Genomic DNA, 22,421 nt, shown 5'->3' on the forward strand with positions numbered 1-22,421 from the left:
CGTCATGCACCGGTGAGAACTCCGCCGTCGTGCGGTGGGTGTTGGGTGTTCGCATGCAGCAGGTGCTGAAGCACGACCAGCTGAGTGACTGCCAGCGGTTCGCGCCGGTGGCCGTCGCCTGTCAGGCCCAGTTCCGCCGGCGGCTCCTGATCGATCCCCAGGCCTGCCCAGATCGCATCCATCAGGCGGTGTGTCTCTTCACCGGGGGCATGCTCCCGGATGTGGAGACAGTCGGTGGGCGTTCCGTCGAGGTCGCGGATGATCCGTAGCTGCAGTGCGGCCTGTCGATGCTCGGCGAGGATCCGGTCGAGTGCCGGATGCTGCAGGGTTGGCCGCAGCAGGATGTCCGCGGACAGAGCATCAGTCTCCATGGACTGCGGACCCGCGTCTGGCGCGAACCGGACCACCAGGTCGGCATGCCGGCGCTGTGGTCGGATGAAGGCCTCCGACTCTGGCTCACGGCGGGCGAGCTCGGCCATGACGTCCTCGCGCTGGTACCCGCGCATCGCCGTGTCCCGGTCAATCTTCCAACTGCGTCGGAGATCCTCGGAAGGGTCCAGGTACACGGTGACGTCGAAGCACGCCCGCATCAGCTTGGAGTGGAGCGGATGAAGGCCGTGCACGATCACGAAGTCGGGCGGCTCGACGTACTCCGCTCGGGAGAAGGTTCCGGTGGCGTGGTCATAGACCGGCTTCAGGATCGGTCGACCGAGCGCGAGGAGCTGGAGATGCTGCTCGGCGATGTCGAGATAGTTGCCGTCTGGGTGAAGGGCTGTGAAGGAAAGTTCGGCACGTTCGGACCTTTCGTGACGGTGATAGTCGTCGACACACACCGACAGGCAGCGGTCGGCCCCGAGCACAGCCATCAGGCCGTGGCACAACGTGGATTTGCCGGAGGCTGAGTCACCGGCGACGGCGAGCATGACCGGGCGGATTCGGTCGCGCCCCTGTGCGCGCCCCATCGCGACGACCTTCTCCGGCATCACATGCCGCGCTGAGCCTGGAGCGCCGAACGGGCAGCGGCCGCGACGGCGTCCGCGGTCAGGCCAACGTGCGCCAGTACGGCCGGTCCCGGCCCGGAGGCTCCGAAGCGGTCCACGCCGATCACGGCGTCAGCCAGGTGCCGCCACCCGAGAGTCGTCCCGGCCTCGACCGCGACGGTCACCGTCGCGGGACGGACATCGGCACGACGAGCCTCGTACCGCTCCCTCCACGGGACCGAGATCACGCGGACCGCAAGTCCCGAGTCGGAGAGGAGGCAGGCAGCATCGATGGCGAGGTCGACCTCCGACCCGGACGCAAGCAGGTCGACGTCGGGGTCAGTGTTCTCGAGCACGATCCGGTATCCGTCGCGGGAGAGGAATCCAGGAGTTGCCGCGCTCGAGAGGGCGGGCAGGCCTTGGCGGGAGAGGGCCAGGACTGTCGGACCATCGGTGTGCTCAAGCGCGCTGCGCCACGCCTCGGCCGTCTCGGTCACGTCGCAGGGTCGAAGGACCCGGACGTTCGGGATCAGCCGAAGTGAGTCGAGATGTTCGACGGGCTGGTGCGTCGGCCCGTCCTCGCCGACGGCGACCGAGTCGTGGGTCAACACGTAGATCACCGGCTGGCGCATCAGCGCCGACAGTCGCAGCGCCGGACGGAGGTAGTCAGCAAAGACCAGGAAGGTGCTTCCGAAGCAGCGCAACCCACCATGGAGCGAGATGCCGTTGAGGACGGCGGCCATGGCGAACTCTCGGATGCCGAAGTCGATCCTGCTGCCGCTGTAGTCGTCCGGGTGGACCGACCGAGCGCCCACGTCGGTCCCCGTCGATCCGGACAGGTCCGCCGATCCCCCGACCAGGTCAAGCCTCGCGGACACGGCCTCGAGCACGAGCCTGGACGACTGGCGCGTCGCAGTGGGCCTGTCCGGCAACGATTCTGCGACGTCCGCCCAGAACTCATCGTCGAGGTCGGCCGGAAGGTCCCCGCGAACGGCTCGCAGCCAGGTGGCACCCCGAGCCGGGTCCTCCTCGCGAAGCGCCGCGAGTCGGGCCTCCCAGTCCGCGCGCGCACCACGGCCGGCAGTGGCCAGTGCGACGCAGGCTGAGCGCACCTCGTCCGGAACCACGAAGGACGCGTCGCCGTCCCGTCCCACCCGTCGCTTTGCTTCGGCCAGTCGCTCGGCGCCCAGTGGCGACCCATGTGCTGCCGGAGTACCCGCAACGTCCGGCGCACCGTGTCCGATCACGGTACGCACCGCGACGAGGCTGGGTCGTGGGTCACCCACGGCCTCGGCCAGTGCCAGGTCGATCGCCTCGACGTCAGTGCCGTCGACAACCTCGACGACATGCCACCCGTAGGCCCGGAACCGCGCGGGCTGATCGTCGCTCGACGATCGATCGACGGCTCCGTCGATGGTGATCCGGTTGTCGTCCCACAACACGGTGAGCCGCCCCAGGCTCAGGTGTCCGGCCAGCGACGCGGCTTCGTGGCTGATCCCCTCCATCAAGCAGCCGTCACCGGCGATCGCCCAGGTCCGGTGTCCGACCACCTCGGGGTATCGAGCGGCCAGCATGCGCTCGCACAGTGCCATTCCCACGGCCATGGCGATGCCCTGGCCCAGCGGTCCCGTCGTCGCCTCGACGCCGGGGGTGTCTCCGTGCTCCGGATGGCCCGGGGTGCGCGAGCCCAGCTGGCGGAAACCCCGCAGGTCCGCCTCGCCGAGGTCGTAGCCGAACAGGTGGAGCAGGGCGTACTGCAGCGCCGAACCGTGGCCCGCGGACAGGACGAAGCGGTCACGATCGGGCCAGGTCGGCGCCGTCGGGTCGTGGCGGAGGTAGCGTGAGAACAGGGTCCACGCCATCGGGGCGGCCCCCATCGGCATTCCGGGGTGGCCGCTGTTGGCTGCCTCCACCATGTCGGCGGCGAGAAGCCGGATGGTGTCGACGGCGAGCTGGTCGATGCTCGTAGTAGCAGCAGGCGCGGGGTCGGTGCTGGTCGTGGCGCTGGTCATGGTCACAGCAGACCGAAGCCGCTGTCGATCTGACTCACCCACAGGGGTGGAGACACTGGTGGACTTCGCGCACGGCGCCCTCCGAGGCCCGTTCCCGCACTAGGGTGACGTCATGGAGGCTGAAGAGGAATCGGACGCTGTGCCGACGGCCAGCGGCCCCATCCGGATCGTGATGGCCGATGACCACGAGATGGTCCTGCACGGTGTCCAGGCGATGCTTGCGCACTTCGGTGACGAGATCGAGGTCGTCGGCACGGCGACGGACATGGCGGGCGCCGTCACCATCGTCCGTGACACCGTTCCGGACATCATCTTGTGCGACATCCGGCTGGGTCGCGACAGCGGTCTGGATCTCTGTCGCCAGGTGAAGCAGCTCCAGCCGGGAATCCACGTGGTGTTCCTGACGGTGTATGACGACGAGCAGTACGCCTACCAGGCGCTACGAGCAGAGGCATCCGGCTATGTGCTCAAGCGAGTTGACGGCGCCGAGCTCGTCGAGCACCTGCAACGGGTGATGGCGGGGGACGTCGTGATCGATCCGACGCTTGCCGGTCGGATCGCGATGTCGGCTGCGCGGGTCAACTCGGGCGAGTTCTGGCCGGGTGCTCGGTTGGGCCTGACCCAGCGCGAGAGCGAGGTCTTGGCACTGTTGGTCGCCAGCCACTCGAACAAGGGCATAGCGGCCAAGCTCGTGGTCAGTGAGGACACGGTGAAGACCCACATTCGCGGTCTCTACCGCAAGCTCGCCGTGTCCGATCGTGGAGGCGCGATCGCCGTGGCGTTGCGCGAGGGTCTGTACCAGTGACGGCATCGTGGCGGACCTGACCCGGATCCACGAGCTGCTGGTCGCGTCCGGCGAGGCCGACCTGCGCGACGTGGCGCGAGCGTTTGCCGACTTGTTCGAGGCCGACGGCGCGACGGTCTTTGTCGTGCTCGACACCGACCTCACAGTCGGCGGTGCCTACCCCGGCGACGACGCGGCCGCTCGCCAGCTGCGGATCCCTGTCGGCTACGGCGTCGTCGGCCTGGTTGCCCAGGGCGGCAACTCCGTGACCATCGTCGACGACTCCCCACGCAACCCACAGCACCGTGCACTGCTGGGGCTGGGTGACGGTGAGGTCGTGTCTCGGCTGTGCGTCCCCGCACACGGCTTGGAGGGCGTCATCGTCGCGGTGATCTCGGTACACCGGCGCGATCACCGGCCCTTCGAGACCGACGAGCTCGCTCGCGCCCAGCGTCTCGCCGATCTGGTCGGCATCCGGCTGTACGCCGAAGGGTTGCGCGGCGATGCCGAGGACCATCATTCGCTGCGTGACCGATTGATCGCGCAGGCGATCTCGGCCCAGGAGGCGGAGCGCCGCCGCATTGCCGGCGACCTTCACGACGGGGTCACCCAGGCACTGGCCTCCCTGTCCTTCCACCTCAGCGCGGCGCACACCGGGCTCGCGGTGGCACTGCGTACGCAGCAGGATCCTGACCCGCGACTGGCCGGGACGCTAGAAGAGATCACCTCGGCCCGCCGACTGGCTGGCCTGGCCTATGACGAGACCCGAGCCGCCATCACCGGTCTGCACTCGCTGCTCCTCGAGGACCTCGGCCTGGTCGCTGCGCTCGAGTCGCTGTGTCTTTCACTGCCCCAGGTCGAGGTGGAGTTCCGCTCGGACGAGCCGACAGCGTTCGACGTCGTGCCCGACCACGCGGCGGCGGCGCTGTTCCGGATCGCACAGGAGGCCCTCAGCAACGCCATCAAGCATGCTCAGGCACAACGAGTGGTGCTGTCATTGCGCAGGGTGGGCGATGCCGCGGTGCTGGGAGTGACCGACGACGGGGCGGGTTTCGATGTCCAGTCGGTGCGCGAACGAGGGCGAACGTCGGCCGCAGAACACTTCGGGCTCGAGTCGATCGTCGAGCGATCAGCTCTGATCGGTGCGACCCTGCGGATCGACTCCATCGAAGGGCGAGGTACCGCCGTGATCGTGGAGTTCCCGTTGCGCGAGCTCGAGTAGCTCGCGCGCGTAGGAGCCGAGAAGAGAGTTGGGTGGCCGGCCCTAGGAAGGGACGTGGCAAGCGGGCCGGCCACCCGGCGGTCACGCGGACAACGGCGCCGGTGCGCGGCCGGCGACCGCTCCGGCTGCCCGCGTGCAGTTGGCGAGGAGCACCGCCTGTGCCCCCGCGCGGTTGGTGTCCTCACCCCCCCACTGGCGCAGCGCATCGCTGACCAGTGCCCGCCCGAAGGAGAAAGTCAGGTTCCAGCTCGGCTCGCCCGCGGCGAGGTTGAGAGCGGCGAGGTACTGACAGGCAGCCGAGTTGTCGTGGCCGCCCGAGAGGAAGGCGATGCCTGGAACGGACGCTGGCACGCGTCGATCGAGCACCTCGATCGTCGCGGCGGCGATCTCCTCAGCCGACGCCGGCGTGGCATCGAGACCCGGGGTGATCAGGTTGGGCTTGAGAACCATCGCTTCGAGATCCACACGCTGGGCCTGCAGCTCGGCGAACACGGCTTCGAGCGCGCGGTCGGTGACTGCCGCGCACTGTTCGATGTCGTGGCTTCCGGCACACAGCACTTCCGGCTCGACGATCGGGACCAGGCCCTGCTCCTGGCAGAGGGCGGCGTAGCGGGCGAGCGCGTGTGCGTTCACCGAGAGGGCGTAGTCGGAGGCTGCCTCGACGTTGATCACGGCACGCCACTTAGCGAAGGCGGCGCCCAGTGTGGCGTACTCGGCAAGACGGCCCCGGAGGCCGTCGAGGCCCTCGGTGACCACTGCGCCGAACCAGCCGGCGAGGGGAGAGGTCCCGGTGTCGACCTTGATTCCGGGCAGGATGCCCCAGCTGTGACAGGCCTCGGCGAAGGGCACAGCGCCGTCCACGGTGTTCGCGTGCTGGCGCAGGGTCTCGTCGCACAAGATGACACCGCTGACCAGGTCGGAGAGGCCTGGGGCCGAGACAAGGAGTTCACGATAGCTGCGACGGTTCTCGTCAGTGGCGGCAATGTTCTGCCCCTCGAGGCGTTGGGACATCGTGCCAACGCTCTCGTCGGCGGCAAGAATGCCCCGTCCGGAACTGACAAGTGCAAGGGCGGTGTCGGCCAAAGTTCGCATGCCCACAGGCTGGCGGTCGCGTCGTGTTGGCTCGTCACCCGCGCGGTTGGTTGTGGGGGTGGAATCGCAGGTCCGTGCCAGTCTCCGCAGCGCAGACATCCTCCACGAACAGGCGGGCGGCCGGCTGCGGTGTGCGGTTGGTGACCAGGTGCCAGGGCCGGTCCAGCGGCGTCCCGGGGACCGGTACGACGTGCAGGCTGCCGTCCCGTAGCGCGGAGGCGACCGCGTCCGCATGCACCAGGGTGAGGCCAAGGCGCTCCCGAGCCGCGGCGAGTACCGCGCCGAGGGTGCCGAGGGTCAACGTGGGCGGCTGCCATTGTCGCTGCTCGAAGAGGGCGAGGCAGGTCGAGCGGGTGCCGGACCCCTGGCCGCGGAGAAGCCAGGTGGCGGTGGCGGGCTCCCTGTCGTATCCGACCCCGGCGACGACGACGAGTCCGTTCGGGCGGGTCGCCACCGAGATCAGGTCGGAGCCGCGGGGTGGGCGCCCGGCGATGGCGAGATCGATCTCGTGCCGTTCGAGCTCGGCAAAAAGCTCGTCGCGGGGCCGGACGGAAAGGCTCAGATCGACCTCGGGATAACGGTCGCGGAAGCCCGCGAGGAGCCGGGGGAGCACGGTCTCGCCGGCCGTGGCCACGGCGCCGATGCGGAGCCGGCCCACCGTAGGGGTCCGCACGGCCGCGGCAGCCTCATCGGACAAGCCGAGCAGTGCCCGACAGTAGCGCGCATAGGTCAGCCCGCTCTCGGTGAGTCGAATCCCGCGTCCGTGCCGGCTCAACAGCTCGACACCCAGCTGTCGTTCGATGCTCCCCACTGCGGCCGAGACGGCTGGTTCGGTCACGTGCAGCTGCTCGGCGGCGCCGCGGATACTGCCTGTCTCCGCGACGGTCATGAACGTCCGTAGGCGCGCCCAGGTCACGTCACTCATTCACCTAGATTAAGCAGTTGCTTAAGTCTTCTCAACCACAATTCCATTGTCCTTGAAGATTGGTGGGGTCGAGAGTGATGGCAGTCACCCCGACCCCAGCAGCAAGGAGCACGACATGGCCGTCATCGAGAAGGACGAGCAGGACCGCTGGGATCCGGGCGTCCACAGCTATGCCTCGATGGGCTACTACGCCGCGGACTACGAGCCCAAGGACACCGATGTCCTCGCCGTGTTCCGGTTCACTCCGCAGAGCGGCGTCGACCCGATCGAGGCGGCTGCAGCCGTCGCGGGGGAGTCGTCGACGGCCACCTGGACTGTGGTCTGGACCGACCGGCTCACCGCGAACTCCCACTACCAGGCGAAGGCCTACCGCGTGGAGGACGTGCCCGGGCGGCCGGGTGAGTACTTCGCCTACATCGCCTACGACATCGACCTGTTCGAGGAAGGCTCCATCGCCAACCTCACCAGCTCCATCATCGGAAACGTCTTCGGGTTCAAGCCGCTCACCGCGCTCCGGCTCGAGGACATGCGCATCCCGGTCGCCTACGTCAAGACCTTCCAGGGTCCGGCGCACGGCATCGTCATGGAGCGGGAGCATCTCAACAAGTACGGCCGCCCGCTGCTCGGCGCGACGATCAAGCCGAAGCTCGGCCTGTCGGCACGCAACTACGGGCGGGTGGTCTACGAGGCCTGCCGCGGCGGCCTCGACTTCACCAAGGACGACGAGAACATCAACTCCCAGCCCTTCATGCGCTGGCGTGACCGGTTCCTCTACAGCATGGAGGGCGTCAACCTGGCCATGGCTGAGACCGGTGAGATCAAGGGCCACTACCTCAACGTCACCGCCGGGTCGATGGAGGAGATGTACGAGCGGGCAGAGTTCGCCAAGGAGCTCGGCAGCGTCGTCGTCATGATCGACCTGACCATCGGCTACACGGCGATGCAGTCGATGGCGTACTGGGCACGGCGCAACGGTGTCCTGCTGCACCTGCACCGCGCTGGTCACTCGACGTACACGAGGCAGAAGACTCACGGCGTCAGCTTCCGGGTCATCTCCAAGTGGTGCCGACTGATCGGAGTCGACCACATCCACGCAGGCACCGTCATCGGCAAGCTCGAGGGTGACCCCGCAACGACGCAGGGCTACTACGACACCCTGCGCGAGGACCATGTCCCGATCAATCGGGGCAACGGCATCTTCTTCGACCAGGACTGGGCGAGCATGCCCGGCGTCATGCCGGTTGCCTCAGGAGGCATTCACGCCGGCCAGATGCACCAGCTGCTCGACCTCTTCGGCGACGACGTCATCCTTCAGTTCGGTGGCGGCACCATCGGCCACCCGCTGGGCATCGCTGCGGGCGCCGAAGCCAACCGTGTCGCCCTGGAGGCTGTCGTCAAGGCGCGCAACGAGGGCCGAGACCTGTTGCGCGAGGGCCCCGACGTGCTGCGTCGGGCTGCCGAACAGTGCAAGCCGCTCGAGGCGGCGCTTGCCACTTGGGGCGACGTCACCTTCGACTACACGTCCACCGATGCACCCGACGCGGTGCCGACCGCGAGCTACTGAGGAGCGAGACCATGTACCTTCGCCACGGAGCCTTCTCCTACCTGCCCGACCTGACCGACGACGAGATCGCCCTCCAGGTTCGCTACGCGCTCGACAACGGTTGGCCGGTCTCGATCGAGCACACCGTCGACCCGCACCCGCGCCACGTGTACTGGGAGATGTGGGGCCTGCCCTTGTTCGATCTCACCGAGCCTGATGGCGTCATGGCAGAGATCAACGCATGCCGCACCACCTTCCCGAACCGATACGTGCGGGTGCTCGCCTACGACGCCCGGCTCGGTCGCCAGACCACGGCGCTCTCATTCCTGGTGCAGCGTCCGGAAGTGGAGTCGGACCTCGAGCTGACTCGGACCGAGGGCCCCGGGCGTGCCCAGGTCTACGGCGTGCGGAGCGTCCCCGCGCGCTCGGATGCGCACAGTGGAGGCTGAGGAGGAGTTCGACCTGGATGCCGACGACGGGCGCCGTCAGGTCGAGGACACCCTCTCATCGCTCGAAGCGGACCTGATCGGTCTGGCCGCGGTCAAGGACCGGGTCCGGGAGATCGCAGCGTTGCTGCTCGTCGATCGGGCGCGCCAGCAGCTGGGGCTGAGCTCGTCGCGACCCACGCTACACATGAGCTTCACCGGCGGGCCGGGGACGGGAAAGACCACTGTCGCTCAACGAATGGCGCAGATCCTCCATGCGTTGGGCTACATCAGGACGCCGCGGGTGCACACCGTCACCCGCGACGACCTGGTGGGTCAGTTCATCGGACACACCGCACCGAAGACGAAGGAGGCGATCGCCCGGGCCGCCGGTGGCGTGCTCTTCATCGACGAGGCCTACTACCTCTACCGGCCGGAGAACGAACGCGACTACGGCCAGGAGGTGATCGAGATCCTCCTGCAGGAGATGGAGAACGAGCGAGCCAGCATGGTGGTGATCTTCGCTGGCTACCCCGACCGGATGGACACCTTCTTCTCGGCAAATCCGGGCCTTTCCTCGCGGGTTCCTCACCACATCTCGTTCGAGGACTACAACCACGGGGAGCTGGTGCGCATAGCTGATCTGATGGTCGAGAGCGAGAACTTCCGCTTCGCCCCGACGGCCAGGGATGCCTTCTCGGAGTACCTCGAGCTGCGCATGCGGCAGCCAAGGTTCTCCAATGCGCGCAGCGTTCGCAATGCCGTTGAGCGGTGCAGGCTCCGCCAGGCCAAACGGCTCGTGGAGCTCCACCAGCCCCTCACCAGGAACGATCTCGTGACCCTCGTCGAGGGCGACGTCAGGGGAAGCAGTCTGTTTCGTCCTGTCGCCGCGGAACCGGTACGGGCCGAGGACCATCACACAGACCAGGAAGTGCAATGACGATTCGTGTAGGCATCAACGGATTCGGCCGGATCGGCCGCAATTTCTTCCGCGCGGTGCGTGCGAGCGGAGCCGACATCGAGATCGTCGGCGTCAACGACCTCACGGGAAACGCGACTCTCGCGCACCTGTTGAAGTACGACTCGATCCTGGGGCGCCTCGACGCGGACGTGTCCGCGACCGAGGACGCGATCATCGTCGGCGACCAGGAGATCCGGGCCTTCGCCGAGCGTGACCCGGCTGCCCTCGGCTGGGGCGACCTGGGCGTCGACGTCGTTGTGGAGTCCACGGGATTCTTCACCGACGCCACGAAGGCGCGCGCTCACGTCGACGGTGGCGGAGCCCGCAAGGTGATCATCTCCGCGCCCGCGACCAACGACGACATCACCATCGTGATGGGTGTCAACCACGAGCTGTACGACCCGGCCATCCACACCGTGATCTCCAACGCGTCGTGCACCACCAACTGTCTGGCCCCGATGGCCAAGGCGCTCAACGACGGCCTCGGCATCGTCAAGGGCCTGATGACCACGGTGCACGCCTACACCGCGGACCAGAACCTCCAGGACAACATCCACTCCGACCTCCGTCGGGCACGTGCGGCCGCGATCAACATCGTCCCGACCTCCACGGGCGCGGCGAAGGCGATCGGCCTGGTCCTGCCGGAGCTCAAGGGCAAGCTGGACGGCTACGCGCTGCGCGTCCCCACGCCGACCGGCTCGCTGACCGACCTGACCTTCGAGGCGGCACGGGAGACCACGGTCGAGGAGGTCAACGCGATCGTGAAGGCAGCCGCCGACGGACGATTCCTGCGCTACTCCACCGACCCGATCGTGTCCTCGGACATCGTGACGGACCCGGCGTCGTGCATCTTCGACGCCCCGCTCACCAAGGTGCTCGGCAACCAGGTCAAGGTCGCCGGCTGGTACGACAACGAATGGGGCTACTCCAACCGGCTCGCGGACCTCATCGTCCACGTCGGCGCTACGCTCTGACGCTTGTGACTGACTTCAACGGGCTTGCCCCGGACTTCCTCGCGACCGTCGCCGGCAAGCGGGTCCTGGTCCGCTCGGACCTGAACGTCCCGNCACCAAGGTGCTCGGCAACCAGGTCAAGGTCGCCGGCTGGTACGACAACGAATGGGGCTACTCCAACCGGCTCGCGGACCTCATCGTCCACGTCGGCGCCACGCTTCCGGGCTGATCGATGCATGGCCGCTGGACGCCGCGGACCGGGCTGACCGGTACGGAGGCTGAACTGGGCGAAGCGGCTGATTTGCGCCGTGACGTCGAGCTGGTCACCTCGCTGCTCGGCGACACCTTGGCTCGGGTGGAGGGGCGACAACTGCTGGACATGATCGAGTGCATCCGGGCTGAGCCCGGTTCCCCGAGCCAGACGACGATGAAGGGATGCGATCCCGAGACGGCAGTGAAGCTCGCGCGAGCAATCACTGGGTACTTCCACCTCGTCAACGTCACTGAGCAGGTTCATCGCGGTCGGGCGTTGCGGGCCCGTGCCGCGGAGGAAGGAACGTGGTTGAGACGGGCGCTCGCTCGCCTTGTCGAGTCAGGATGGAAGCAGGACGAGATCGCCGATCTTCTCGTCCGACTCGAGGCTCGTCCGGTGCTCACCGCCCATCCCACCGAGGTGGCGCGTCGCTCCACGTTGACCAAGATGCGGCGCGTCGCCGAGCTCCTCGGGGAGGCGGAGACGGAAACGCGCACCGCGCGACTGCGTGAGGCAGTGGACCTGCTGTGGCAGACAGACGAGATCAGGGCACGACCTCCAGAGCCCCTGGACGAGGCCCGCAACGGTCTCTACTACCTCGTCGGCCTGGTGGGGGATGTCGTGCCCGACGCCGTCGAGGACCTGAAGTGCGCGATGGCAGCGGTGGGGGCCACCCTCCCGTTGGAGGCCAGCCCGGTGCGATTCGGAACCTGGATCGGCGGCGACCGCGACGGCAACCCAACGGTCACGCCGGCCATCACCCGCGAGGTGCTCGTTCTACAGGCGGTCCACGGGATCGCGCTCCTGCAGACCAAGGTCGACAACCTGCGCCGCCTGCTGTCGGTGAGCGAGCGGGTGTCGCCGGTGTCCACCGCCTTGCGGGAGAGGCTGGCAGCGCATCTCTTGCTACTGCCCGAGGTGGAAGAACGCTTCCGACGCCTCAACGCCGAGGAGCCCTATCGCCTGTTCCTGACCTGCATCCACGTCCGGCTCGGACTCACTTCACAACGCGTCGCGGACGGGGGCGCACATCGTCCCGGGCGCGACTACGCCGACGACCTCGAACTGGTCGATGACGTCCGGCTACTCCACGACTCCGTGCGCAGGTATCAGGGCGAGGTCGTTGCGGGCGGCGACGTGGAGACGCTCTTGCGTACCGTCATGGTCGCTGGTCTCACGCTTGCCACCCTGGATGTCCGCGAACACGCACAGCAACATCACCGCGCTGCTGGCCAGTTGCTGGACAGCGCAGGAGGCCTGGATCGTCCCTACGGTGACCTGGACAGGCAGGGTCGGTTCCGGGTCCTGTGCCACGAACTGTCGACGCCTGGGCAAGCGTTGGCTCCGCATCACTCGGGCCTGGATGCTGACGGTGCGCGAACTGTCGAGACCTTCTGGTCCATCCGCTGGGCTGTGGAGAATCTCGGCTCTCGTGCGGTCGAGAGCTACGTCGTCTCGATGACCCGAGGTGCTGACGACCTCCTTGCCGCGGTACTCCTTGCCCGCGAAGCAGGTCTCGTTGATGTGAGCGAGGGTCACGCAGCAATCGACTTCGTTCCGCTCCTGGAGACAACTGAAGAACTCGAAGTGATCAGCGACATCCTCGAGTCGCTGTTCCTGGATCCGAGCTACCGACGGTTGTTGGCATCGCGCGGCGACTGCCAGGAAGTCATGTTGGGATACTCGGACTCAAGCAAGGCCGACGGCATCGTCTGCTCACAGTGGCGGATCCACCAGGCCCAGCGAAGGGCGCGTGAAGTAGGGGATCGGCACGGAGTGAGCCTGCGGTTCTTCCACGGCCGCGGCGGGTCTGTAGGACGTGGCGGTGGACCGACCTACGACGCCATCATGGCCCTACCCGCAGGCTCGATCGATGCCTCCCTCAAGTTCACGGAACAGGGCGAGGTCATCAGCGACAAGTACACCTTGCCGGTGCTGGCCCGTCAGAACCTTGAGCTCATGCTCGCCGCCGCGCTCGAGGCGAGTGCGCTTCATCATGCAGACCGCCGGAGCCCGGACGACGCGGATCGATGGGATGTCGTGATGGATGTGGTGTCTGAGGAATCACTTCTTCGCTACCGGTCGTTGGTGCAGAAGCCAGAGCTTGCTGACTACTTCCTGTCAGCGACTCCGGTCGAGGCACTCGCCGCGCTTCCAATGGGGTCTCGTCCGATGCGGCGTCCTGGGGCGGAAACGGGCCTGGATGGTTTGAGGGCCATCCCGTGGGTCTTCGGGTGGACGCAGTCACGACAGATCGTGCCGGGATGGTTCGGCGTCGGGTCAGGGCTGGCCGCAGTAGGTGAGCCGGCGGAACTGCGTCGCATGTACGACGGCTGGCGCCTCTTCCGGACATTGATCGACAACATCGCCATGATGCTCGCCAAGACCGACCTGACCGTCGCAGCCCGCTACGCCGACCTCGCGCCGCCGAATGCGCGGGAGGTATGGCCCGAGATCTGCGAGGAGTACGAGCTGTCCGTGGCGCAGGTCCTGGCTGTCACTGGCGACGACACACTTCTGGCCAGGGAACCGACGCTTCGGACGACACTCGCTGTACGCGACAGCTACCTCCGCCCCCTCCACCATCTGCAACTGGATCTGCTGCAGCGAATTCGGGCGGGGGAGGACCACCCGCAACTCGAGCGCGCGCTGTTGCTCACCGTCAACGGCATTGCCGCCGGCATGCGCAACACGGGATGATCTGCGACATCGGCGGCCCCAAGGCCTTGACGGCGAAGGTCGGCTATCAGGTCCCGTACCTCCTCCGACTGGTCCAAAACTGGTCGTAAACTTCCGCAGATGGGGTCCACGCCGGGCATGAGAGAGCAAAGCGGTCGCTTCGAAGAATCAGCGTTTCCGCAGGTCAGAGCATTGATCTGCAGAGGCTGACAACCAAGCGATCAGCGCCGATCAAGTGTCAGGGGGTCGCAGGTTCAAATCCTGTCAGCCCGACCGAAAAACTGCCTCTGACCTGCGGAAACGCAGATCAGAGGCAGTTTGAGATTTGAAGAAGTTGCGGTTCGCGGTCGCGAGCTCAAATCCCGCTCTCATCGACCGGAAATGGTCTCTGACCTGCGGCGATGTAAACCGACGTCGGCGGGCCCATCTAATCCCGTCCGATCGACGCGGCCACCTTGTCCGCGACCTTGCGGTGAGGACCTGGCCACTGCGGTCGGCTTCGTCACGAGGACTACTCGAGGCCCGAGCATCGTGCTGGTGGGACTATGGGATGTTGCGCACGATCCGGGTGGCGAGATCGACGAGGGTGCGGGCACGTCGCACGAGTGGTGCGGCCTTCGCCAACGTGATCAGGGTGGTGCCGTACTCGACATCTGCCTTCGCTGCGATCAGTTCGCGCAACGCTTTCTCGGCGTTCGCCGCGTCCGGTGCGGCGCCGAGTGCTTGTCGAAGCTCCGTTGCGGACTTCGCGTGGTCCTTGGCTTTGCTGGTCGTGCCGGTGAGCGTGGTGAGGATGGTGTCCTTGGCGCTGATGCCGGCGTGGATTGCGTCGCCGGCAGCGGGTGTCGCGCGTTCGAGGTCGAGGTTGTCCTCTGCTGATGCGAGGTACTCGGTGGCCTTCTGGAGATATCGTTTGGCGTGGTTCTTGCTTTCGGCGGCGCTCATGAAGCCCGCCTGGATCTGCGGGGCACGGTGCCGAGGAGAGTGAGGCCGTCGCGAAGGATCTCTGCGACCACTGGTTCCCGGTCGTCCGGGGCGCGGGTGAACTGCTCGGGTGTCAGATGGAGCACGTCGCAGTTGTTGCCGAGTCGAGCGTGGACCTGTTCTTGGAGATCGGCACGTCCGGCCCAGTCGTCGGGTGCGATCACGGCGAGGTCGATGTCGCTGCCCGCGTGCGCGTCGCCGCGGGCCACGGAACCGAAAAGGATCACGGCGTCGACGCCTGGTCCTGCGTCGCGCAGCACTCTGGTGAGCATGTCGATGGGGCTGGCAAGTTGGCGCAGGGGTGCCACGGTTTCGTGGCGCTCGTTGATGCGGTGAACGCCCGCTCGCCCAACCGTCTCGGACGAGATGATCCCCAGGCTCGCCAGGTCCTTCAGCGCTTGCTGGACGGATCCGAGGCTGTGGCGTTCGGCCACCAGCGCATGGATGGCCCGGCCGGTCAGGGGCTTCCCGGTGCGCAACAGCACCGACAACACCGCGCCACGAGCGCCGGGCACCACGCCACCAAACGGCTCACCAAAGTTCACATGAACAGAATAGTGCTCATAAGACTAGATTTTCAAATCATTCGTGCTGGGGAACCGGCGCACGCTTGGGGGAGTGGTGGGTGTGACGAGCAGTCCTTAGGACGGCAGAACTCGAGTTGCGATGAGCCATTCGGCCACGAGGCGACATTTCACGTTGTGGTTCTGGGAGAAGTGACGACGCCGCGATCCAATTCGGACCGTCTGTCGGGTGCCGGTCAGGACTGCTCTCGTCACCGCGGAGTTCACCAACGACGACAGCCCCAGTGCCGCGACGGACACGGACCGGAGGACGTCGTCGGTCGACCGTGCCCAGCGGGTCGTCAGACTTGCGCCAGCGCGAGGGCGGCACCAACGGCTGCCTGAAGCTCTCCTGCGAGGCCGGGCAGGGCTCGGAGCCGGGCGTTGCGGGCGCACGTGTTGGCGATGGAGAGAGCGGCCTGCACCCGGACCCGCGCGACGTCGGGCGACTGGCCCGGATGCACGAGAGCCATGAGGTGGGTCCACTCGGCGATGTAGCCGCGCTGCTCCTTGAGGATGCGGGTCCGGTCGCTGTCCGGGAGGTGGGCGGTCTCGCTCAGCAGCACGCTGATCAGCCCGGGCTGGTCGATCACCAGACCGACGTACGACGCGGCGAGCTCGTTGAGGGCTGCCTCCGGCGTGGTGGTGCGAGCCAGGGCGCGGCTGAGGTCGAGGCGGAGCCATTCGGCGCCACGTGTCATGGCCGCAACCAGCAGGTCGTTCTTGGCCTCGAAGTGGCGGTAGATGCTGGTGCCGGTGAGTCCTGCGGCGGCGGCGATGTCCTCGATGCCGACGCTCTGGTACCCGTGCTCGGCGAACAGCGGGATGGCGGCGGCGAGGAGCTGCTCACGACGGGACTGCCCGCTGCGAGGGGACGGGTGGGTCGTTGCCTCGACCGCATCCGGTGTGGGAGGAACGCGCATTGCCGCTCCGACCATCTCGGCCAGCAGGGCGACGAGCTCACTGCCTTGCAGTTCGATGTGGTGGAACGACGGGCTCATCAGTACGCCGATGGTGGTCCACGAACGCAACTCTGCGGCCTGCGGGCCGAGCCCGGGCTGTTGGGCGTCGACGATGGTGTGGAGCGAGCCGAGGACGTCGAGGGCTCCCTGGTTGATCGCTCGGTGCGCGGAGTCTTGGAGATGGCGCGACTCCCGCTCCCACAGCACGCCGAAGTCGCGATGTTCGAGCGTCGCAACTGCCAGCGCCCGGAGCGGGTCGTCGTCGTTGACTGCGTCGGCCACGCGCGAGGCGAAGGACGCCATCCGGGTGACGAGGACCTCCCCGAGCAGCTCCTGCTTGCCCGGGAAGTGTCGGTAGAGGGCCGAGGGGCCGACCCCCACGGCTCCCGCGATGTCACCCATGGAGACATGCGGGAAGCCGTGGTCGGTGAAGAGCTCCGCTGCAGCTTGGACGATCAGTTGCCGACGGTTGCGCGGACGCGTCCCCCGGGCCGGTACGTCGTGGCTGGCGGTGCTCATGACGCTAGTTAACCGTGCTCCTCAGATCATGAAGCCGCCGCCACAGACCAGGGTCTGGGCCGAGACGTAGTCGGACTCGGGGGTGCACAGCAGGTAGACCGAGCCGGCCGCTTCCTGCGGAGTGCCGCCGCGACCCAGCGGGATCATCGTCTCCATGGCGGCGATCAGCTGCGGGTTGACGCCGACCTTGATCTCCTTGCCCTGGACGTCGATGGTGCCGTCGCCCGCGGGCGCGTCGGTGAGGCGCGTCTTGATGAGGCCGAATGCGACGGTGTTGACCGTGACGTTGTAGCGGCCCCACTCCTTGGCCATCGTCTTGGTCAGACCGGTGATGCCGGCCTTGGCCGCGGCGTAGTTGGCCTGACCGGCGTTGCCGCCGAGGCCGGCGACCGAGGAGATGTTGACGACCTTGCGGCAGGGGACCGGTTCGCCGGCTTCCTTGGCAGCCTTGACCTGGGCGGCGATGACCGGCTGCGCTGCGCGCAGGATCCGGAAGGGCGCCTTGAGGTGGACGTCGAGGATGGCGTCCCACTGCTCGTCGGTCATCTTCTGGATGACGGTGTCCCAGGTGTAGCCGGCGTTGTTGATGATGATGTCGAGGCCGCCGAAGCTGTCGACCGCCGTCGCGACGAAGCGCTCCGCGAAGTCGTCGTCGGTGACGCTGCCGATGCAGCTGGTGGCCTTGCCGCCCGCTGCTTCGATCGCTGCGATGGTCTCCTTCGCGGGCTCGGCGTCGAGGTCGTTCACCACGACGCTGGCGCCTTCGGACGCGAGCTTGAGCGCGATCTCGCGCCCGATGCCGCGGCCGGAGCCGGAGACAATCGCTACCTTGCCGTCAAGAGTTCCCATGATTCAGTTCCTTCAGTCGAGTGAGACGACGGCGTCGCCCACGAGGGTGGTGGTGCCGTCGGCGAGAGTGACGACGAGCTCGAGCGTGGCCAGACCGTCCTCGACGGAGGTGACCTTGCCGGTGCAGGTCGGCTGACCGTGCACCGGGGTGATGGCGGCGAAGCGGACGCCGAAGGACCGGACCTGCCGCTGCGGGAACCAGCCCGTCAGCGCGCGGCCGAGGTAGGCCATTGACAGCATGCCGTGGGCGAACACGTCGTCCAGCCCGGCGGACTTCGCTACGTCGAGGTCGACGTGGATCGGGTTGTGGTCTCCCGATGCACCGGCGAAGAGCGCCAGCGTGGTGCGGGAGATCGGCGGGAGCTGCAGGGCCGGCAGCTCAGTGCCGACCTCGAGCGTGGTGGCGGTCATGCGGTCACCTCCGGGTTGCGTACGACGATCACGGTCGTGAGGTCGGCGACGGGACCACCGTCGGTGTCGGTCACGGCCGTCTTCTTGACGATGAAGTCGAGAGCGCCGCCGCGCTTGCTGTAGACGTCCTCGATCCGTGACGTGGCGGTGAGCTCCTCGCCGGCGTACGCCATGCGGTGGTAATCGAAGCGCTGCTCGCCATGGAGCACGAACCGCAGGTCGACGCCGAGCTCGGCAAGCCACTCGAACGGGTCGGGTGCCTCGAGCTCGATGCCGAAGAGGAAGGACGGCGGGACCGGGAGGTCGCGGTGGCCAGCGGCCGTTGCGGCATCGAGGTCGACGTACGTCGGTTCGTTCTGGCCGGTGGCCTTGGCGAAGGCGCGCAGCCGGCCGCGTTCCATCGTCGCGCTGATGGACGGCATCTCGGTGCCGATGACTGAGGTGTCGAGAGCCATCGGTCAGCCCACCTTCTCGTAGAGGGTCACGACGCAGGCGCCGCCGAGACCGAGGTTGTGCTGCAGGGCGATGTTGACGCCCTCGACCTGTCGCGCCTCCGCCTGACCGCGGAGCTGCCAGACGAGCTCGGCGCACTGGGCGAGGCCAGTGGCTCCGAGGGGGTGGCCCTTGGAGAGGAGCCCGCCCGACGGGTTGGTGACGACGCGGCCGCCATAGGTGTTGTCCCCGTCGGCGATGAACTTCTCGGCCGTACCTTCCGGGGTGAGCCGCAGCGACTCGTAGGTCAGCAGCTCGTTGGTGGTGAAGCAGTCGTGCAGCTCGACGACCCGGAGGTCCTCGGGCCCGACACCGGACTGCTCGTAGACCTGGTCAGCAGCTGCCTGCGCCATGTCGTATCCGATGACCCGGGTCATGTCCGTGGTGTCGAAGGTCGACGCGAAGTCGGTGGTCATCGCCTGCGCCTTGATCGCGACATCGGCCTTGATCCCGTGCTTGGCCGCGAAGGCGGGGGAGCAGATCACCGCGGCGGCGGCGCCACCGGTGGGCGGGCAGCACTGGAGGCGGGTCAGCGGACCGTAGATCTGCGGCGAGGCGAGCACCTCCTCGACAGTCACGGCGTCGCGGAACACCGCGAACGGGTTGTTGGCGGCGTGGGTGCGTGCCTTCACCGCGATCTTCGCGAACGTGTCGTGGGCCAAGCCGTATTTCTCGGCGTACGCCGCACCGGCGCCGCCGAAGTACTGGGCAGCCATCGGTGCCTCACTGACGCCCTGGATCCGGTCACGGACCTCGTCGAACCGGTCGAACGGCGTCGGTCGGTCGCTCCAGGCGCTGCCGAGAGCTCCGCGCTGCATCTGCTCGAAGCCGAGAGCGAGGACGCAGTCAGCCATCCCGCTCTCGACCGCCTGGCGAGCCAGGAACAGTGCCGAAGACCCGGTCGAGCAGTTGTTGTTCACGTTGACGATCGGGATGCCGGTCTGGCCCAGGCCGTAGAGGGCCGCCTGGCCGCAGGTCGAGTCGCCGTACACGTAGCCGACGTACGCCTGCTGGACGAGGTGGTAGTCGATCCCGGCGTCAGCCAGGGCCGCGCGCGCGGCGGCCTCGCCCATGACGTCGTACGACTGGCTCTTGCTCGGGGTGCTGAACGGCACCATCCCGACTCCGGCGATGCGTGGAGAAGTCATGCGCTCGCTCCTAACGATGTAAGTGATGATTCACATACGATAGGCATTGAGGATCGCAGAGCGCAATACGGGGAACCTGTGAACCACGCGACCATTCACTTACGGGTCCTGGCGGCCGGCCACCCTCAACTCTGCCCGCGCCTGAAGGCTCGGGGACTCACGCCCGCCCACCGCCGGAAGGCGTGGGTGAATGCTGACGTGTCGCCGTACCTGAGGTGGCCAGCGACCTGTTGGACGCTGGCTCCGCCTGACTCCAGCAGGTCGATCGCGATGCTGAACCGGACGTGGTCGCTCAGCTTGCGAAAGGACGTGCCCTCCTCGGCCAGTCTGCGGCGCAGCGTCCGCTCCGTGGTGAGCAGCGCCGCCGCCAGTTCTCGGATGCCCGGCAGGTCAGGAGCGGCGCTCCAGAGCCGGTCAAGCACCCGGTTTGCAACCGTGTTGCTGGCCCGGCGTGCCGAGAGGAGTTCGTGGCACTCTGCCGTGGCCGACTCGCAGACGTGAGTGTCGGACTGGGGGAGCGGGTCGGTAGACCATGGGCAGGCGAAGGTGTAGGCCGTTCGGGAGGCCCCGCGTCGAGGGGCAATCCCGAACGTCGACTGCCAGATCTCCAGATCCGTCACGTTGAAGGAGACGTCCAGCGACGTGAGGTGAAGCTGGCTCCCGATCACCTCACGAACGGCGAGGAGCGTGGCGCTGAGGTCGCGAGCCAGGAGCAGGGGGCGAGCCTCGTCCATGAGACGGCTGCCATCGATCTCGACGGTGGCGCGACCTGAGCGCAGCGATTGACGTATCTGGCACAGCGCGGGCATCAGTGGGGCGTAGGTCTTCGCGAACTGCATCGCCGCCTGGAGGGACGGGCTGGAGAGCAGGGCGAGCCCCGCGACGCCGTACGTCGAGAGGTGGAAGCGGCTGCCCAGCCGCAGGCCCACAGCCGCCGGATCGGCCACGGACCCGGCCAGGTTGCCAGCGACTCTGGCCTCCATCCAGGTCGCCACGAGGGCTGCGGGTCGCTCGAGATCGGCGGCCACCAGGTCGGTGCCGGCCAACACCACAGCCGGATCGATCCCGTGCTCCAGCCCGGCCGCGACCATGTGGCGTACGCCAGTGGCTGAGCGGGGCAGCTCCCAATGCCTCACAAGTCACAGACGGTAGGGCCACGCCTAATCCGGTACAAGCAGTTGGCCGATTCGCACAACATTCCGGCCGCTTCCCACCTGTCGCAACGACATCTCGCGAGGCGAGCCTGTGCAAGCGGGTGGACACCCCACGCCGCGCGTTCGAGAGGACCCCCCATGAGTACGACGATCCGACGTCGAGTGCTTGCCCTGATGGCCGCGCTCCCGACGATCTTGACGACGGCCCCAGGCGTCGCCGCCGAGACCGCTCCGCTGCCGGGGCCCGCTCTGGTGACGCCCACTGCCACCCTCGATTCGGCGTTGACCTGCTCCGCGGACGTCGCCACCGCGACGAAGACACCGATCCTGCTCATCACGGGCACGATCGAGAGCCCGTTGCAGTCATGGAGCTGGGGTTACCAGAAGGTGCTGCGCGCGCAGGGCCACCCCGTCTGCATGGTGTCGCTGCCGGGCGGCGGCACCGGTGACATGCAGACCACGGTCGAGTACGTCGTCAACGCGATCCGTTCCGTGCACACCACGGCCGGGCGCAAGATCTCCTTGGTCGGCCACAGCCAGGGCGGACTGCTGCCGGCGTGGGCGCTGAAGTACTGGCCGGACCTCGGCGACTACGTCGACGACGCCGTGTTCCTCGACGCTCCCGTAAACGGATCCGACCTCGGACGCGTCTGCGACTTCACCCACTCCTGCCCGGGGATTGCCTGGGACATCATGCCCGGCTCGAGCTGGACCAGGGCCCTGACCCGCACGCCACTGGCGGTGTCCACCTCGGTGACCACGATCGGCGCTGGCAACACCGACCTCGTCGTGCCGGGTGGGGTCGCGACGAAGCTGAACGGCGCCTCCAACTTCGTCGTCGGAAACCTCTGCCCTGGCCGCTTCGTCTCCCACCTCGACATGCTCGCCGACAACGCCGCCTACGAACTGACCATGGATGCCCTGACCCATGCCGGGCCGGCCAGTTGGTCGCGCGTCTCGGGCACCGCCTGCTCCCGGACCTATTTCCCTGGCGTCGACACAGCCGCGAAGACCTCCTATCTCGACCTGATCGGTGACGTGATCGACCTGGTCTTTGCCGCCGACTGGATCCCTGCGGAACCGCCGCTGCGCGACTACGCGATCGGGCTGGACGGCGACACGAACCTGTCACTGAACAAGCCGGTCACGACCTCCAGCAACCAGTCGGCGTCGTACGGCGGCAGCAAAGCGGTCGACGGCAGCTATGGCACGCGCTGGTCCAGCGCTTCCTTCCACGCCCTGAACTGGATCTATGTGGACCTCGGTGCGACGAAGACGGTCACTGGCGTGCAGTTGGGCTGGGAGAAGGCCTACGCGAACGACTACTCGGTCCAGGCGTGGGACGGCGCCGCATGGCGGACGGTCTACTCCACCGGGTCGGGTGACGGCGGAAATGACTTCATCCCGCTCGCCGACGTCAGCACCCGCTTCATCATGGTGCAGATGACGTACCGCGGCTCCGGCTATGGCAACTACTCGTTGTGGGAGATGACGGTCGCCGGTCACTGAG

20 protein-coding genes are annotated in these 22,421 nt (G+C 67.3%); 8 read left to right on the plus strand and 12 right to left on the minus strand.

All coding sequences use genetic code 11. From position 1 onward, the window contains the following. Positions 1-2: 2 nt before the first annotated feature. On the minus strand, positions 3-983 hold the full coding sequence (locus tag ASD84_RS22925) for a phosphoribulokinase (RefSeq protein ID WP_056716262.1): 981 nt from the start codon (positions 981-983) through the stop codon (positions 3-5). After that, entirely contained in the window at positions 983-2,992 is a 2,010-nt protein-coding gene (tkt, locus tag ASD84_RS22930; protein WP_056716265.1) for a transketolase, read from the minus strand. The genes ASD84_RS22925 and tkt overlap by 1 nt, the downstream gene beginning before the upstream one ends. A 112-nt stretch (positions 2,993-3,104) precedes the next feature. On the opposite strand from tkt, the gene ASD84_RS22935 reads away from it, so the two are divergent. After that, entirely contained in the window at positions 3,105-3,797 is a 693-nt protein-coding gene (locus tag ASD84_RS22935) for a response regulator (RefSeq protein ID WP_056716268.1), read from the plus strand. Between the two features lie 7 nt (positions 3,798-3,804). Beyond that, positions 3,805-4,998: a GAF domain-containing sensor histidine kinase gene (locus ASD84_RS22940; protein ID WP_200954699.1), complete on the plus strand. Its 1,194-nt coding sequence runs from the start codon at positions 3,805-3,807 to the stop codon at positions 4,996-4,998. Between the two features lie 81 nt (positions 4,999-5,079). On the opposite strand, the gene ASD84_RS22945 is transcribed toward ASD84_RS22940, so the two are convergent. Together ASD84_RS22945 and ASD84_RS22950 are read right to left on the minus strand one after the other, a co-directional pair. Further along, complete coding sequence (locus ASD84_RS22945) at positions 5,080-6,081, minus strand: class I fructose-bisphosphate aldolase (RefSeq protein WP_235531238.1); 1,002 nt, start codon at positions 6,079-6,081, stop codon at positions 5,080-5,082. Positions 6,082-6,124: 43 nt separating this feature from the next. Beyond that, positions 6,125-7,015, minus strand: coding sequence for a LysR family transcriptional regulator (locus ASD84_RS22950; RefSeq protein ID WP_056716273.1), 891 nt, complete (start codon positions 7,013-7,015; stop codon positions 6,125-6,127). A gap of 115 nt (positions 7,016-7,130) precedes the next feature. Between ASD84_RS22950 and ASD84_RS22955 the strand changes: the two genes are divergently transcribed. The 5 genes from ASD84_RS22955 to ppc all read left to right on the plus strand — a co-directional run bounded on the left by ASD84_RS22955 (position 7,131) and on the right by ppc (position 13,850). Further along, a complete protein-coding gene (locus tag ASD84_RS22955) occupies positions 7,131-8,579 on the plus strand; it encodes a form I ribulose bisphosphate carboxylase large subunit (protein ID WP_056716276.1) in 1,449 nt (482 codons plus the stop codon). An 11-nt stretch (positions 8,580-8,590) separates the two neighbouring features. After that, positions 8,591-9,007: a ribulose bisphosphate carboxylase small subunit gene (locus ASD84_RS22960; protein WP_056716278.1), complete on the plus strand. Its 417-nt coding sequence runs from the start codon at positions 8,591-8,593 to the stop codon at positions 9,005-9,007. Next, positions 8,997-9,923: an AAA family ATPase gene (locus tag ASD84_RS22965; protein ID WP_235531239.1), complete on the plus strand. Its 927-nt coding sequence runs from the start codon at positions 8,997-8,999 to the stop codon at positions 9,921-9,923. Before ASD84_RS22960 ends, ASD84_RS22965 begins: the two co-directional genes overlap by 11 nt. Then, positions 9,920-10,918 carry a type I glyceraldehyde-3-phosphate dehydrogenase gene (gap, locus tag ASD84_RS22970; RefSeq protein ID WP_056716287.1) on the plus strand — a complete coding sequence of 333 codons (999 nt, stop codon included), beginning with the start codon at positions 9,920-9,922 and terminating at the stop codon, positions 10,916-10,918. Before ASD84_RS22965 ends, gap begins: the two co-directional genes overlap by 4 nt. Positions 10,919-11,129: 211 nt before the next feature. Continuing rightward, the gene (gene ppc, locus ASD84_RS22975; RefSeq protein ID WP_056716290.1) at positions 11,130-13,850 is read left to right on the plus strand and encodes a phosphoenolpyruvate carboxylase; all 2,721 of its coding nucleotides are present in this window, start codon (positions 11,130-11,132) and stop codon (positions 13,848-13,850) included. Between the two features lie 522 nt (positions 13,851-14,372). On the opposite strand, the gene ASD84_RS22980 is transcribed toward ppc, so the two are convergent. The 8 genes from ASD84_RS22980 to ASD84_RS23015 all read right to left on the minus strand — a co-directional run bounded on the left by ASD84_RS22980 (position 14,373) and on the right by ASD84_RS23015 (position 20,893). Continuing rightward, positions 14,373-14,774: a hypothetical protein gene (locus tag ASD84_RS22980; protein WP_056716293.1), complete on the minus strand. Its 402-nt coding sequence runs from the start codon at positions 14,772-14,774 to the stop codon at positions 14,373-14,375. Then, positions 14,771-15,358 (minus strand): nucleotidyltransferase domain-containing protein, encoded by a 588-nt coding sequence (locus tag ASD84_RS22985; protein WP_056716296.1) that lies wholly within the window; start codon positions 15,356-15,358, stop codon positions 14,771-14,773. Before ASD84_RS22985 ends, ASD84_RS22980 begins: the two co-directional genes overlap by 4 nt. A gap of 320 nt (positions 15,359-15,678) precedes the next feature. Next, on the minus strand, positions 15,679-16,857 hold the full coding sequence (locus ASD84_RS22990) for a TetR/AcrR family transcriptional regulator (protein WP_056716297.1): 1,179 nt from the start codon (positions 16,855-16,857) through the stop codon (positions 15,679-15,681). A 21-nt stretch (positions 16,858-16,878) separates the two neighbouring features. Continuing rightward, positions 16,879-17,706, minus strand: a complete 828-nt coding sequence (locus tag ASD84_RS22995) for an SDR family NAD(P)-dependent oxidoreductase (protein WP_056716300.1) — start codon at positions 17,704-17,706, stop codon at positions 16,879-16,881. A gap of 12 nt (positions 17,707-17,718) precedes the next feature. Then, positions 17,719-18,117 (minus strand): MaoC/PaaZ C-terminal domain-containing protein, encoded by a 399-nt coding sequence (locus tag ASD84_RS23000; protein WP_056716302.1) that lies wholly within the window; start codon positions 18,115-18,117, stop codon positions 17,719-17,721. Beyond that, positions 18,114-18,572: a MaoC family dehydratase N-terminal domain-containing protein gene (locus ASD84_RS23005; RefSeq protein WP_056716305.1), complete on the minus strand. Its 459-nt coding sequence runs from the start codon at positions 18,570-18,572 to the stop codon at positions 18,114-18,116. Before ASD84_RS23005 ends, ASD84_RS23000 begins: the two co-directional genes overlap by 4 nt. Before the next feature lie 3 nt (positions 18,573-18,575). Next, the gene (locus ASD84_RS23010; RefSeq protein ID WP_056716307.1) at positions 18,576-19,757 is read right to left on the minus strand and encodes a lipid-transfer protein; all 1,182 of its coding nucleotides are present in this window, start codon (positions 19,755-19,757) and stop codon (positions 18,576-18,578) included. A gap of 125 nt (positions 19,758-19,882) precedes the next feature. Next, entirely contained in the window at positions 19,883-20,893 is a 1,011-nt protein-coding gene (locus ASD84_RS23015; RefSeq protein ID WP_156392259.1) for an AraC family transcriptional regulator, read from the minus strand. A 156-nt stretch (positions 20,894-21,049) separates the two neighbouring features. Here ASD84_RS23015 and ASD84_RS23020 point away from each other — a divergent pair, with 156 nt between their 5' ends. Then, on the plus strand, positions 21,050-22,420 hold the full coding sequence (locus ASD84_RS23020; protein WP_056716312.1) for a discoidin domain-containing protein: 1,371 nt from the start codon (positions 21,050-21,052) through the stop codon (positions 22,418-22,420). The last annotated feature ends 1 nt before the right edge of the window (position 22,421 follow it).

The organism is Nocardioides sp. Root682 (assembly GCF_001427795.1).
GTDB lineage: Bacteria > Actinomycetota > Actinomycetes > Propionibacteriales > Nocardioidaceae > Nocardioides.

Excerpts from the sequence above, each read along its gene's own strand:
- ASD84_RS22925 (WP_056716262.1), bottom strand. The coding sequence starts at position 983 with ATGCCGGAGAAGGTCGTCGCGATGGGGCGCGCACAGGGGCGCGACCGA.
- tkt (WP_056716265.1), bottom strand. The coding sequence starts at position 2,992 with ATGACCAGCGCCACGACCAGCACCGACCCCGCGCCTGCTGCTACTACG.
- ASD84_RS22935 (WP_056716268.1), top strand. The coding sequence starts at position 3,105 with ATGGAGGCTGAAGAGGAATCGGACGCTGTGCCGACGGCCAGCGGCCCC.
- ASD84_RS22950 (WP_056716273.1), bottom strand. The coding sequence starts at position 7,015 with ATGAGTGACGTGACCTGGGCGCGCCTACGGACGTTCATGACCGTCGCG.
- ASD84_RS22955 (WP_056716276.1), top strand. The coding sequence starts at position 7,131 with ATGGCCGTCATCGAGAAGGACGAGCAGGACCGCTGGGATCCGGGCGTC.
- ASD84_RS22960 (WP_056716278.1), top strand. The coding sequence starts at position 8,591 with ATGTACCTTCGCCACGGAGCCTTCTCCTACCTGCCCGACCTGACCGAC.
- gap (WP_056716287.1), top strand. The coding sequence starts at position 9,920 with ATGACGATTCGTGTAGGCATCAACGGATTCGGCCGGATCGGCCGCAAT.
- ppc (WP_056716290.1), top strand. The coding sequence starts at position 11,130 with ATGCATGGCCGCTGGACGCCGCGGACCGGGCTGACCGGTACGGAGGCT.
- ASD84_RS22980 (WP_056716293.1), bottom strand. The coding sequence starts at position 14,774 with ATGAGCGCCGCCGAAAGCAAGAACCACGCCAAACGATATCTCCAGAAG.
- ASD84_RS22990 (WP_056716297.1), bottom strand. The coding sequence starts at position 16,857 with ATGAGCACCGCCAGCCACGACGTACCGGCCCGGGGGACGCGTCCGCGC.
- ASD84_RS22995 (WP_056716300.1), bottom strand. The coding sequence starts at position 17,706 with ATGGGAACTCTTGACGGCAAGGTAGCGATTGTCTCCGGCTCCGGCCGC.
- ASD84_RS23000 (WP_056716302.1), bottom strand. The coding sequence starts at position 18,117 with ATGACCGCCACCACGCTCGAGGTCGGCACTGAGCTGCCGGCCCTGCAG.
- ASD84_RS23005 (WP_056716305.1), bottom strand. The coding sequence starts at position 18,572 with ATGGCTCTCGACACCTCAGTCATCGGCACCGAGATGCCGTCCATCAGC.
- ASD84_RS23010 (WP_056716307.1), bottom strand. The coding sequence starts at position 19,757 with ATGACTTCTCCACGCATCGCCGGAGTCGGGATGGTGCCGTTCAGCACC.
- ASD84_RS23020 (WP_056716312.1), top strand. The coding sequence starts at position 21,050 with ATGAGTACGACGATCCGACGTCGAGTGCTTGCCCTGATGGCCGCGCTC.